The organism is Paraglaciecola psychrophila 170 (assembly GCF_000347635.1).
Classification (GTDB): domain Bacteria; phylum Pseudomonadota; class Gammaproteobacteria; order Enterobacterales; family Alteromonadaceae; genus Paraglaciecola; species Paraglaciecola psychrophila.
The window spans coordinates 1514843-1528128 of sequence record NC_020514.1 but is presented as its reverse complement, the minus strand read 5'-3'; the positions used below and the strand labels follow the sequence as shown (position 1 = coordinate 1528128).

The 13286-nt window shown below is 40.6% G+C and carries 14 protein-coding genes and 1 pseudogene; 5 read left to right on the top strand and 10 right to left on the bottom strand.

Features of this window, described 5'->3' with window-relative positions:
- Positions 1 to 79 precede the first annotated feature (79 nt).
- The 4 genes and pseudogenes from C427_RS06595 to hepT all read left to right on the top strand — a co-directional run bounded on the left by C427_RS06595 (position 80) and on the right by hepT (position 2577).
- Positions 80 to 388, top strand: a complete 309-nt coding sequence (locus tag C427_RS06595; RefSeq protein ID WP_007634888.1) for a DUF6170 family protein — start codon at positions 80 to 82, stop codon at positions 386 to 388.
- Positions 388 to 1404 carry a UDP-glucose 4-epimerase GalE gene (galE, locus tag C427_RS06590; protein WP_034898539.1) on the top strand — a complete coding sequence of 339 codons (1017 nt, stop codon included), beginning with the start codon at positions 388 to 390 and terminating at the stop codon, positions 1402 to 1404. Before C427_RS06595 ends, galE begins: the two co-directional genes overlap by 1 nt.
- A 360-nt stretch (positions 1405 to 1764) precedes the next feature.
- Complete coding sequence (gene mntA, locus C427_RS06585; RefSeq protein WP_007634884.1) at positions 1765 to 2172, top strand: type VII toxin-antitoxin system MntA family adenylyltransferase antitoxin; 408 nt, start codon at positions 1765 to 1767, stop codon at positions 2170 to 2172.
- A pseudogene (hepT, locus tag C427_RS06580) lies at positions 2165 to 2577 on the top strand (type VII toxin-antitoxin system HepT family RNase toxin). The gene mntA and the pseudogene hepT overlap by 8 nt, the downstream one beginning before the upstream one ends.
- 235 nt (positions 2578 to 2812) lie before the next feature.
- Here the strand turns inward: hepT and C427_RS06575 are convergent.
- The 10 genes from C427_RS06575 to ccmA are packed head-to-tail and all read right to left on the bottom strand — an operon-like array spanning position 2813 to position 10648.
- Entirely contained in the window at positions 2813 to 3577 is a 765-nt protein-coding gene (locus tag C427_RS06575) for an MlaA family lipoprotein (protein WP_007634878.1), read from the bottom strand.
- Entirely contained in the window at positions 3577 to 4839 is a 1263-nt protein-coding gene (gene ccmI / locus C427_RS06570) for a c-type cytochrome biogenesis protein CcmI (RefSeq protein WP_007634877.1), read from the bottom strand. The genes C427_RS06575 and ccmI overlap by 1 nt, the downstream gene beginning before the upstream one ends.
- Entirely contained in the window at positions 4836 to 5288 is a 453-nt protein-coding gene (locus C427_RS06565) for a cytochrome c-type biogenesis protein (protein ID WP_007634876.1), read from the bottom strand. The genes ccmI and C427_RS06565 overlap by 4 nt, the downstream gene beginning before the upstream one ends.
- On the bottom strand, positions 5285 to 5857 hold the full coding sequence (locus tag C427_RS06560; protein ID WP_007634874.1) for a DsbE family thiol:disulfide interchange protein: 573 nt from the start codon (positions 5855 to 5857) through the stop codon (positions 5285 to 5287). Before C427_RS06560 ends, C427_RS06565 begins: the two co-directional genes overlap by 4 nt.
- Entirely contained in the window at positions 5854 to 7860 is a 2007-nt protein-coding gene (locus C427_RS06555) for a heme lyase CcmF/NrfE family subunit (RefSeq protein WP_007634872.1), read from the bottom strand. Before C427_RS06555 ends, C427_RS06560 begins: the two co-directional genes overlap by 4 nt.
- Before the next feature lie 2 nt (positions 7861 to 7862).
- On the bottom strand, positions 7863 to 8348 hold the full coding sequence (gene ccmE, locus C427_RS06550) for a cytochrome c maturation protein CcmE (RefSeq protein WP_007634870.1): 486 nt from the start codon (positions 8346 to 8348) through the stop codon (positions 7863 to 7865).
- Entirely contained in the window at positions 8345 to 8596 is a 252-nt protein-coding gene (gene ccmD, locus C427_RS06545; RefSeq protein WP_007634868.1) for a heme exporter protein CcmD, read from the bottom strand. The genes ccmE and ccmD overlap by 4 nt, the downstream gene beginning before the upstream one ends.
- Positions 8596 to 9354: a heme ABC transporter permease gene (locus C427_RS06540; RefSeq protein ID WP_007634867.1), complete on the bottom strand. Its 759-nt coding sequence runs from the start codon at positions 9352 to 9354 to the stop codon at positions 8596 to 8598. Before C427_RS06540 ends, ccmD begins: the two co-directional genes overlap by 1 nt.
- Complete coding sequence (gene ccmB, locus C427_RS06535; RefSeq protein WP_187292409.1) at positions 9354 to 10007, bottom strand: heme exporter protein CcmB; 654 nt, start codon at positions 10005 to 10007, stop codon at positions 9354 to 9356. The genes C427_RS06540 and ccmB overlap by 1 nt, the downstream gene beginning before the upstream one ends.
- Positions 10008 to 10018: 11 nt before the next feature.
- On the bottom strand, positions 10019 to 10648 hold the full coding sequence (gene ccmA, locus C427_RS06530; RefSeq protein WP_007634862.1) for a cytochrome c biogenesis heme-transporting ATPase CcmA: 630 nt from the start codon (positions 10646 to 10648) through the stop codon (positions 10019 to 10021).
- Positions 10649 to 10940: 292 nt separating this feature from the next.
- On the opposite strand from ccmA, the gene fliK reads away from it, so the two are divergent.
- A complete protein-coding gene (gene fliK / locus C427_RS06525; protein ID WP_007634860.1) occupies positions 10941 to 13280 on the top strand; it encodes a flagellar hook-length control protein FliK in 2340 nt (779 codons plus the stop codon).
- The last annotated feature ends 6 nt before the right edge of the window (positions 13281 to 13286 follow it).

Here is a 13286-nt window from a genome sequence, read left to right as displayed (position 1 = left end):
ACTAAGTATTAACATCAATGCCCGTCTAAGTTTTAACTTAGTTGGGCTTTTTAATCGTTACAAGCAGGTCACATTTCATATGAAGTTGTATTTTTCGACTAAACAAATTCCTCAACTACAGCATTTACCTCTGACCGAAAGATTAGCGGCAATGCAAACAGCTCAAAAAAAATTAATTGGACCAGAAAAATTATTCCTTAATGTGTTGAAAATGTTGGTCGTGATCCCAGTGTTTATCCTTATAATTCAAATGGCGACTAATTGGATGGCTATTTTTTGGGCATTGTTAGTCACGTTACTTTACCCTTTAATTGTTAAACCAGTACAATACGCTATGTGTGCTAAATATATTGCTCAACCTATTCCCCGTACTGAAGGAGATAAATGATGAAAACAATTTTAGTAACAGGTGGTGCAGGGTATATTGGTAGTCACACTGTTTTGCAGCTATTAGAGGCTGACAATCAAGTGATAGTGTTGGATAATCTGTGTAACTCTTCCCAGGAATCCCTTAATCGTGTGGAAGAGTTAACTGGCAAAAACACCATTTTTGTTCAGGGAGACATCCGCGACCACACCATTTTAGAATTACTTTTTTCCAAACATAAAATCAATGCGGTTATTCATTTTGCTGGTTTAAAAGCAGTAGGTGAGTCGGTAGAAAAGCCCCTCAATTATTATAACAACAACGTCTATGGCACGTTAAAGTTATGTGAAGCAATGAACAAATTTGGTGTTAAAAACCTTGTTTTTAGCTCATCGGCAACGGTTTACGGCGATCCTGTTGAACTGCCACTTCGTGAAGATATGCCAACAGGACAACCAACTAACCCTTATGGTATGTCAAAACTGATGGTTGAGTTGGTGTTACGAGACTTATACAAATCAGATAACGACTGGAACATAGCACTGCTGAGGTATTTTAATCCAGCTGGAGCACACCCATCTGGACGTATAGGTGAAGATCCCAATGGTATACCCAACAACCTGATGCCCTTTATTACCCAGGTTGCCACTGGAAAGCGTGAACAGCTTTCTATCTACGGTAACGACTATGACACACTAGATGGTACCGGTGTCAGAGATTATATCCATGTGGAGGACTTGGCAGCAGGTCACTTAAAAGCCTTAGATAAACTATACACAAGCCCAGGTATTGTGACTTACAACCTCGGCACAGGTCAGGGATATAGTGTGTTAGATATGGTCAAAGAGTTTGAAAAACAAAGCGGCAAAGCTATCCCATATCAATTTGTTCCCCGCAGAGGAGGTGATATTGCCTCTTGCTATGCCGACCCTAAAACGGCCAGCGAAGCTCTGGGATGGACAGCCACCAGAGGACTCGCAGAAATGTGCAAAGACTCATGGAATTGGCAAGCAAACAATCCCGAAGGCTATAAATAGCCTTTAAAACCAAAATAGTTCTTAAAAGATTTTAAACAAAATAATTTTTTTACCACCGAGGACAATGAGATCACCGGGTGCCGCGCGCAGAGGAAAGATGAAAAGATAAAAAAAAGGCAAAAAAAGTCGTATGTTTACTGTTCTATTCTTTAAATCTTATCTTAAAAATCAGTTGATTTTCTCTGTGAAGCTTAGCGGTCGGCGCCCGACGGTCCTTTTCCTCGGTGGTGTAAACGCTCTTTTTTTCTATCTACTAGCCACTATTTACCGTCTACTGCTTTGCAATTTGTTTTCTTTGTTTGGTATTCGCTAGCTGTATGGGTAAACTAAAACACAATCAATTTAGAGCTTGGTACTTTTATGGCTGTGAGATCGCAGGAGAAGTTAATTAATGACATTCGTTCACTAGTATTGGAACAGTGTCAGGGCATTAAGCTGATATATTTATTTGGCTCTCAAGCAAATGAGCAGTCGAATTCGCAAAGTGATATTGATATTGCCATATTAGGAGCAAGTAAGTTTGACCCTGTTGCTCGTTGGCAATGGCAAAATGAACTGGCAATAGCATTAAAAAACGATGTTGATTTAGTAGATTTATTAAGTGCTTCTACTGTTATGCAAAACCAAGTGATCCATCACGGAATGTGTATTTATGATGCAGCAAACTATGTGGCTGTATTTGAAATGCAGGTTATGTCAATGTATCAGCATTTAAATGTCGAAAGAGCAGATATTTTGAAGCAACACATGAGTTTGACAAATGAATGATGTAGTCATCAATAAAATTGCTACCATTGAACGATGTTTACAACGCATCAATGTTGTATATGCTGAAGTTGCAGATAACTTATCTACTGATTTTACTCGTCAGGATTCCATTGTATTAAACTTACAGCGAGCCTGTGAAGCATCAATTGATCTAGCGAATTATGTTAATAAACAACAAAAACTAGGCATACCACAGTCCAGTAGAGACGCCTTTGAACTGTTATTTAAAGCTGTATTGCTGCCTGAAGAAGTAGCAGTAAACCTAAAAAGATGGTGGGATTAAGAAATATAGCGGTGCATGACTATCAGGAACTCAATATTGATATCGTTAGGTTTATTGTTGAAAACCATTTGATTGATTTCCAATATTTTATTAAAGCAATTAAATTAATACCAAACCTCTAATACCATTAATCTACTGTACTTTATTACCTAAAAGATATTGAACCAAAGGGAAAATAAGACACCAATTAGGATATTTACTGTCCCACTCTTAAAATCTTATCTTAACAATTAGTTGATTTTCTCTGTGAGGAGCAGCGGTCGGCGGCCGCCGCTTGACGCCCGACGCTCTTTTTCCTCGGTGGTGTAAATATCTTTGGCTTTACTTTTACCTTGTAATGTCAACTAGCTACTGGCGCTATAGGTTATCCAAAAACGCATCGATATCATCTTCTAATGCGGCTTCTTCTTCGGTTTTTTCTACTTTTCCATCTTTAACTTTAAATTCTAAGTTTTGAAAATAAGCACTTTTCACAAAAGCATAGGGATCGGAAGAAGAAGTCAGCTGCTGCTCTTGTTGTATCACAGATGCTCTGCTCTCTAATGCTTTGATACCTACACGCAAAGCACTGAAATAGAAGTTGAGGCCGTCAATAGGAGAGTAGGAAGAGTCGACAAAATCACCTACTGAACTGCGTATATCACTCGGTCCCAACGCAGGTATCATCAAATAAGGACCGGTATTGAGTCCCCATTTTCCCAGTACTTCTCCAAACTCCTCTTCCTTAGGCTCTAAACCAATTTCACTGGCGACATCAATCAAGCCTAACAACCCCACGGTAGAATTCAGCAGAAAGCGCCCTAGACTGATAAAAGTGCCATCTAACTTCCATTGCAACAGATTGTTAAGACTGTTTGAAGGCTCTTCAAGATTCTCTGCTATGTTCAGTAAACCCGTACGTGCGATTTGTGGCATATAATCCGCATAAGCAACTGCCGTAGGACGCAATAAGTATTCATCTAATATTTCATAATTAAAATCCCACATCGCACGATTTAATGACTCTAAGGGATCTTTAGGATCGGCAAACTGCTGAGATTGTTCTATAGCGCTAGGCTGAGATGCACAACCACCAAGCAGCAGCAGCCCTGTCGCCAAAACAAGAACACTTACTTTATTCATCATAATTCCCTATTTATCGTTATCGTTTCTTGCGTCGTCTCGTTCGTACTTAAAGTCGCGATCAATTCACCTTGAAAGTCACCCGCTGACTCAGTCCCGTTTCCATCTATAGACACCCTAGCAACCAATCTAGCTTGTTGTAATTGCGACAAGGTGTAATTGGGTGTCATAGCATTGTTATTAGACAACTCCACTACAACAGGGAATTCCCCAAGAGGCATTTTTACTACGGCTGCAGGCATTTTCATTTGTCCGCTACTTTCTTGAGCGAAAACGAATAAAAAACCATTTTCAGGTAATTTAGACTGCAATTCATCACTAATATTAATCGTTACCGACACTCTAGTTGAACTTAGACTGTCGGTAGTTAGGTTAGGCTTGTTTTGAGCTACTTGTTGATTATCTTGCTGTAAATCGGTCTGTAATTGCAAAATACGTTGATTAACAGCAGCAAAATTGGGATCGGTGTCCGGTATAAAAGCCAATAACCTTTGCCAATTTTCCAGGGCTAATAGTTTGTCACCTAACTCAGAGGCAGCAATGGCCAAAACCCCCATAGCATTAGTGTTATCTGGTTCTAAGTCCAGTATTTGCAACAACACTTGTTTAGCTTGTAATACTTGTTGCTCTTGGCCCGTCATCAATAACGCTTGAGCGTAGCTAGATAAAGTCCCCACATTATTAGGATCAAATTTTAAAGACTTTTCAAAAGCTTGAATGGCACTGTCTACTCTATTAATAGCCCCAGATACTCGACCTAATAACATCCACCCCGTGGCATCTTCTGGTGTATCTACCAATTTGGTTCTAAGCCCTAAAGCAAACGTTTGTAAATCTTTTAGGTTAAGGTTTTCATCGCCACTGATCATCCGTTGCCCAAGTTCGCTGGTTTGTTGTTGCGCCATCAGCCATTCATCAACGCGTTGAATCTGGTTAGAGTATAGATATGTACCTATGCCAACTGACAAACTAACCAATGCACCAATTGCGAGGGGAATACCCACACTCGCCTCATTAGTTTGACTTGTTTTAGTTTCATCCAACAAAGCCAGCTTTAGCTCATTTTCTGACTGCAACCTGTCTGAATCACTCAGCAAACCTTGCTGTTGCTCGGTGTGTAATTCAATCAGACGTTGTTTAATCAGCCCTTTATTAGTTAATCTGCTTACAGAATCATCGTTGGCCTTTCTGAACCAAGGAAAAATGATAAATAACATGAAAATAACAACGGATATGGCTGCACCTAGATAAAAAAGACTCACTCGTCACGCTCCAAAATTGCTTGTGCTTTAGCTAGTTGTTCATTGCTTATCTCAGGTGCTTGGCGTTTACGGGTCATCACTACTCCAACCACAGCAACAACAATAAATAGTATTGGCAATACCCATAACCAAATGGTCATAGGGTTAACAGGCGGTTGGTAATAAACAAAGTCGCCATAACGTTGTTTCATAAAATCAATAACTTGTTGTCTGTCGTTACCTTTTTGCAGCAACTCATAGACCTTGCGTTTTAAATCCACTGCTATCATAGCGTCAGAATCAGCAATGTTTTGATTCTGACATTTAGGACAACGTAATTCTTTGGTTAACTCTAAAAATAGGGCATCTTTTTTAGGCTCATCAAAATGAAACTTGTCTTCTGTCGCTAATGCTAGGCTACCGAAGCAACTAAGCATTAAAATAACTAAAGTGCAGACTAATCGATTCATTGCGCCACCAAAGTGTCATATATAGGCGCAAACTTTTTATTCCAGACCCGTGGATTGATATCTCCAATATGATGCAAACGTATCTTACCTTGTTGATCAATTAAGTAGGTTTCAGGGGCACCAGTTACGCCAAGATCTAATGATAAATCGCGTTTAACATCGAATATATTGTAAGCGTAAGGATTACCTAATTGTCTGAGCTTATCTGTTACTTCCTGTTGCACTCGTTCGACGGTTTTAATCCCAAAATCAGGATCAATATCTTGGTCGTAGTACAAGCCAACTATATGTTTACCCTCAACTTGCAACTGTGTGAGATAAGGCAACTCAATGGCGCAGGTGATACACCACACTCCCCACACATTGAGTAACGTTACTTTGCCAAGAAACACGTCTTGAGTATAAGTTTGCTGGATATCCATCAAGTCAGGCAAAACAAATTCAGGCATGGGTTTTTCAAGCAAACTGGACTTATGCTCTCTTGGGTTAGAAAACAAACCTTGGTACAAAAATATTATTAAGCCTAAAAATAATCCCAGTGGAATTAAATACAACGCCACTTTTTTCAAGATATTTGCTCCTTCAAAGCTGGATTTGGAGTTGCATTAGCTTTAAGTTTGGTCCCTAATTTCGTCATTCGATACCGCTTATCGCTAATCGACAACACGCCGCCAAACGCCATTATAAATGCGCCTAACCATATCCAGTTAATAAAAGGTTTCACATAAATGCGTAACGACCAATCGCCATTTTTAAGCTGCTCGCCCAATGCTACAAATAAGTCTCGAGTTAAGCCCGAGTCAATGCCCGCTTCCGTCATAACATTTCGTTGTACCGGATAAAAACGTTTTTCGGCAGCAAGTGACGATATTTTTTGCCCGTTTTGGAAAACATCTAGATGCCCAACATCGGCTGTATAATTAGGTCCTGTAAATTCAGAAACCCCTTTAAATACAAATTCATAACCTTGCAAAGTGACGCGATCTCCTGACCCCATACGTACATTGCGCTCCACACTATATGCACTAACTAATGCAATGCCGATGAGTGTTACCGCAAAACCAAGATGCCCCGATACCATGCCCCAATGGCTTCGGGTCAGTTTTTTAAGGCTTTGTGAAATGGTGAATTTACCTGACTCAACTTGTGGTTGAATACGCTGCCGTATTTCCATGATAGTCGTAATAATAATCCAAAAACTCATGACTAAGCCTAACGCTGCCATATAGCTAGATTGTTCGAAACTAGCATTCACCAAAATACCAGCCGACACACTTAAACCAAATGCAATCAGTAGTTGCTTATATAACGCTTGAGGAGATTGGCTTTTCCAGCGTGACAGCGGGCCAATTCCCATAAACAGTACAAACGGCACAATAAGATAAGTAAACATTTGGTTAAAAAAGGGTGCGCCGATTGAAATAGAGCCCATACCGATTTCTTTATGTACCAAGGGTAACAAGGTACCTAACAACACGACCAAAGTAGCCGCGGTTAAGAACACGTTATTACCAATCAATAACACTTCTCTTGAAAACAGTTGGTATCTTCCATTCCCTTTCAATTGCGGAGCCCTATAGGCATACAAAGCCAAAGAGCCGCCGATAATTATGACTAGTAAGCCAAGAATAAATAAACCACGACTAGGGTCGCTAGCGAATGAATGTACTGAAACCAACACCCCTGAACGCACCAGAAACGTACCAAGCAGGCTTAATGAAAACGCAGATATAGCTAACAATACGGTCCAAGACTTAAACACTTTACGTTTTTCTGTGACAGCTAAACTATGGATCAAAGCAGTACCCACTAGCCAAGGCATGAATGAAGCATTTTCAACAGGATCCCAAAACCACCAACCGCCCCAACCCAATTCGTAGTAGGCCCACCAACTGCCAAGCGCGACACCTACAGTTAGAAAAGACCACGCAGCCAATGTCCAAGGCCTAGACCAACGGGCCCAAGTGGAGTCTAATTGCCCAGATATCAGCGCAGCAAGCGCGAAGGCAAACGCCACTGAAAAACCTACATACCCCATATACAACATAGGAGGGTGAATGATCATCCCAAAATCTTGTAACAATGGGTTTAAGTCTTTGCCATCAATAGGAAAAAAAGGTAACAGCCGATCAAAAGGATTAGAGGTGAGTAACATAAACAAATAAAAACCAATACCTACCATACCTAAAATAGATAACACTCTGGCGACCATTTTCATGGGGATAGCCTTACTAAATAGTGCTACCGCCACAGTCCAAATAGAAAATATCAATACCCATAGTAAAAATGAGCCTTCATGGCCACCCCACACAGCGGTAATTTTGTAATAGATCGGCAAGGTACTGTTCGATGTGTTCGCCACATAGGCTATGCTGAAGTCATCAGTGATAAATCCATGCGTCAGACAACCATATGCAAAAGCGGTAAATATAAACATGCCAATTGCCAAAGGTTTCGCCATGGCCATCATTTGTGAATGATCTTTATAAGCGCCCCACATAGGGTAAATGGATAACAATATGCCCATCATAAGGGCCAGTACTAAAGCGAAATTACCTAATTCAGCTAACATATTTATATACCTGCCTCAGTTTTACCGTAGCTTGCCTGTGATGGTTTAATGTGTTTAATGCCTTTCATTTTTTCTGCCAGTTCTGGCGGCATATATTCTTCATCGTGTTTAGCGAGCACTTCATGCGCTTCAATATAATTATTTTTAGTCAACACACCTGTTGCTACAATACCCTGCCCTTCGCGAAACAAATCAGGCAAGATGCCGTGATAACTCACTGTCACCGCGGGACCGATATCCACTAAATCAAAACTCACAGACAACGTTTCTTGATCCCGCTTAACGGTGCCGGGCACAACCATGCCACCAATACGCAATCGTTGACCGAGTTCTGGGATTTGGCCTTTTTTTCCATCAATAATTTCAGATGGCGTATAAAACAAGTCGATATTTTGACTTAGCGCATACAACATCAAACCAATACCACCGCTAACCACCAGTAAGATTGCAGATACAGCCATCAAACGTTTTTGACGCCTTGGGTTCATATTGTTTCTCCGTTCGTTCTTTGTTTAGCTGTAGCACTTTGTTTAGCTGTAGCACTTTGTTTAGCCGCAGCTTTAATTCGCGCTTGCCTTGTTTGTTCACTCAATACTTGTGTAAATAATCTTTGCTTTGAAAAAAGTGAGTCTAACCACAAAACTAACAGACTGAGGGCTGCAGAGCCAAAAGACAGCCATACATATAGGCCATAGCCGCCCATATCTAAAAAACTATTGATGTCTTCAAAATACATTATTTGACCTCACTCAACGCTGAGTTTTTGTGTGCTAAAGCGACCACCCACGGGCGCTTGATATCTCGTTGTAGAATTTCGTTTTGCATGCGCAGTAAAAAAACAGCTCCGCTGACGAGTGCCCAACCTAAGATAGACAATAAAAGGGGCCATAACATTTCTGAGGGCATAGACGGCTTGCCGAGTTTTAAGATGGTGGCGCCTTGATGCAGAGTATTCCACCATTCTACTGAGTAATGAATTATTGGCAGATTTATCACCCCCACTATAGCCATGACCCCAGCAGCTTTACCCGCCTGTTGTTTATCTTCGAAAGCTTTATATAAAGAAATAACTCCGAGGAACAAAAACATTAATATCAATTGCGAAGTTAACCGAGCATCCCACTCCCACCAAGTGCCCCACATAGGTTTACCCCAAGCTGCGCCAGTAATAAGTGAAATAAAAGTCACAGTCGCACCTATAGGTGCCAAGGCCATCATCGCCATAAAAGATGTTTTAACTTGCCATACCAAACCAATAAAGGCAGCCACTGCCATCGCGCTGTATAGGCTTTTTGATAACACTGCAGTAGGTACATGTACATAAATAATTCTGTAAGCTTCACTTTGCTGATAATCCGTTGGGGCATAGGCCAATCCCCAAACAGTAGCGCATAAAATAACTGCCACCCCCAACACACTAAACCATGGCAATAACCTTTGGCATAGGTGATAAGTTCGTTCAGTTTTAGCGTAAGGATGTAACCACTTCCACATCAGGTTTGACTCACTCTAAGTGCATAAGCAATGGCAAAAGGCGCCAAAGCTAAAGAGAAAAGGAACATAGCGCCAATGATCGCCAGTTGTGCAGAATATTGCAATTGCATTGCAGCAGATTCCACAGCAGAGGTAGCAAAGATTAACAAAGGAATAAATACAGGCAACAGCAATAAAGCTAGCAGCACACCACCGCGATTTAATCCAACAGTCAATCCTACGGCTATGCCACCAATTAAGCTCAATAAAGGCGTGCCCAGTAGCAAGGTTTTTAGCAATGCCCAATACATGGGTTCACTTAGGTGCAAAAACAACGCCAACAAAGGCGACAATATAATTAATGGAAAAATACTAGTTAACCAATGAGCCAGCACTTTGACTAAAGCCGCAGCAGGCAATGAGGTACTCGATAGCATCAATTGTTCTAAGGATCCATCTTGAAAATCATCTCGAAACAACCGCTCTAAACCTAACAGCGAGGATAATATAGCAGCCACCCAAATCACTCCTGGGCCGATGAGTTGTAATGTTTTAGGTTCAGGTCCCACTGCTAATGGAAATAAGCTTATCACCAAAATAAAAAATAACATTGGCTGCATAAGCTCAGCCCTTTGCCTATACGCTAGCGCTAAGTCGCGCTTTAAAATAGCCATCAATGCTGCCACTAAATTCGATACTCCAAGGTCAGTTCATCAGTTGGGTAATCAATCCGTAAAGCTTGATGAGAAGTCATCACCACTGCACCACCAGCACTGAGGAATGTAGTAATTTGTTTACTTAACAACTCAATACCTTGAGTATCAAGGGCAGTAAAAGGTTCGTCCAAGATCCATACTTTTGCATCTTGTTTAAACCAAAATCTTGCCAATGCCACACGACGCTGTTGCCCAGCAGACAAATTAGCAACGGGGATCTCTTCTAACCCAACTAAATTAAGCTGAGCCAAAGTATCAAATATTGTATCGACCCCAATAGCGACTTGATGTTGCCTGCACCAATATTCTAAGTTTTCAACCGCACTTAACGTTAAGTTAATTCCTAATTTATGACCGAAATACACTAGATTAAGGTGATACTTTTCGCGGCAATCTTTAATATTTTGCTGGGAAAAATACACATCACCACAATCAGCGTCAACTAAACCAGCCAAGACCCGGAGCATACTGGTTTTACCCGCCCCATTTTGCCCTTTAACGTACAGTAAACTACCTTGCTCAACGGCAAAGTTTAAGTTTTCGAACAATAACCTATCTCTTTTGATTACAGATAAATCAGTTACAGAAAGTACCGCCAAACCTACCCTCGATTTTGTCTATGAGTTTTTTATAAAAGAGCGCGGCAAATAATGCAGAAAATAATGCAGTAAAAAATGCAGCAAATTGGTCGTCAATATTATCATAGGGTTTGGCCCTAACCTACTAGCTAAAACAAATAGTTAGTAGTAATTGGTAACAAAATAATCAAAAAAGTGGGCAGACTAAACAGAGTAGGATTTACTGAATAATTAAGCAGATTAGTCAATCTACATTAGTTACGCGTAAACTATGATTTAACTAATACTTCTGAATATCAGCCGATAACGTTTTATGCCTGACATTTCACAATCATCCCAAGCAACCATATCTCAGGCACTCACTCAACTGAGTCAAGTAGCCTCAACGTCTGACGTGGCCCGAAAAGGTGTTGATGTATTCGTAAAACAGCTTGCTGGTAATGTATTAAGTTTAAGCAAAAACACTGTTTTGCTGAATAAAGTCGCGCTGCTAAATAATCCACAGATATCAGGAAAATTACTAGAAGGCCAAACTCACCAAGTTAAATTGACGCTCGGTAACAATCCTTCTCTCGAGTTTTTTTCTCAGACAAGTGCCAAAACGACAACTATTATTCCACTCACCGAGCAACAACTGCAAAGCTTACTCAGATTACCTGCAAAACAATTAGTATCTGGCAATCTACTCGCTAATTCCAACCTAAAAAATATACTGCCTGTGATCAACGCCACTGTATTATCAGTACTTTCCAAGGAACAATTAAAGACACTAATACCTACTGAATTACTTAAGTTAAACATAGGCACAAACCCGCTTGAAACAAAAAATACAGTATTGACTAAGCAACAACACATCCTTACGGTTAGCCTGACTGAGCAACGTCCACCGCTTGCATTATCTTTACCACTTAAACAATTAAATCAGTTTTCAGTGGGAGAAAAAGTAACGCTTGCTATCGTTCCTAAGGGCAACCACTGGCAACTGACTATTCAACAAAACACCAGTGATGCAGCTAAACAGTCAAAAAATAACGGCGAGGGTAGTCTGCAGTTAAAAAGCCCGCAAGCCACCTCTGCTTTATCCGCTCTCGATAGTAAAGTCACTAAAGATCAACAAAATATACTCACCTCCTTACTCGCTTCGCCCTTGATAAAGGCTAGCTTGCAACAAGCCCATTTAGCTAAACCAATTAATTTTGAACTAGCTATTAAATCTGTTTTGCAGCAACTGAGTAAAATTAATAATGAGCAAAGCCAAGGGCTGCTGCAAAAGCTACAGGCTTTACCTATCGATAAGTTAACTTTACAAATAAAACCCAATGGCGAAATCGAACTACAGTTACAAAACACTAAACCTGTGGCCAATATTCCTGTCACAAAAGAGATTGCTCAGGCTTTGGCTGTACTCAAGTTACCGAATCAACAAGCAGTTGATAAGCGACTGAATCTATCCATTGAATCTACCAAACAGACTCAGACCGCGTCGCAAGTTCCTCGAGCAGAACTAAACCTAAATATTCAAAAGCCAGGCACCGAGAGATACCAGCATACAACCACTGATAATAAATCGAGATTTATCGTGCCGCCCGTAGATGGCAGTAAATCTCAAGAAGTCAGATTAAGCATGAAGGAGGCTGGCGCTAATTTGCTAGCTGAAATACAACAAGGGTCTATGACCCAAAGTGTTATTAGTCCAAGCCTACTTACCAACAAACCAGAACAAATAAATCTAGTACAAAGTTTACTGCGGATCGTTCAAGCTAAAGCAGAGGCCCCTGCAATCACCCTACAATCAATCGAAAAAGCATTAGTGGATGTCGAGTTTTTTAAAGGCGCAACTGAACAATCTAGCAAACAATTGGTTGAACAAGTATTACAGCAAATTAAACAAGCTCTGCCCCAAGGAAAAGAACAAGACGTGAATCAAATTAGGCAACTGCTCACCACCCCGGCTCTAAACCTGTCGGCATTACAGATGATTAATCCCGCATCGAGCCAAGGCTTTATGAGTGGTTTGGTCACTCTATTACAAATGTCTCTCAGCGCAAGACTGGCACGGAATCAATCGTCGAGTCGCACTGATCAGATTACGACAACGTTAAATAGTGTGTTAGGCACAACCAGAGAAAGTAAACCCAAGGTGACATCTAAGGCAATGAATGAAATGTCACAACTGGAACAAAAACACCAGCTAATGAAGGAGATCGGACGATTGTTATCGGGGCATCAGGCCAACAAGTTAAGCAATGCGGAACAAATGATCCAAGGTCAAGAAACCTTCTACTACAATTTACCTTCAGCGTTGGGAGGTACGATTAAAGACATTGAATTGTTGATTAAGCGTGAACAGAGCGATAAAGAAAATACATCCTCTGATGAGAAAAATAATAAAACATGGCAACTAACCATGAAGTTAGCGGTCGGCGATTTGGGGGAGTTATTAACAAAAGCCAAACTAAGAGCGAACACCTTAGAAATAAATTTTTATACCTCCAATGACACTGTGAAAATTCAGGTAATGAATTACCTGCCATTGCTACGCAGAAAACTCGACTCCCTTGGCATTGAAGTCAGCAAAAGCCAGTGCCAGCTAGGTAAAATTCCAGATACATTGCAACAACGTCCTTATCATATGTTTCAAGCTAAAGCGTAAGAGGCT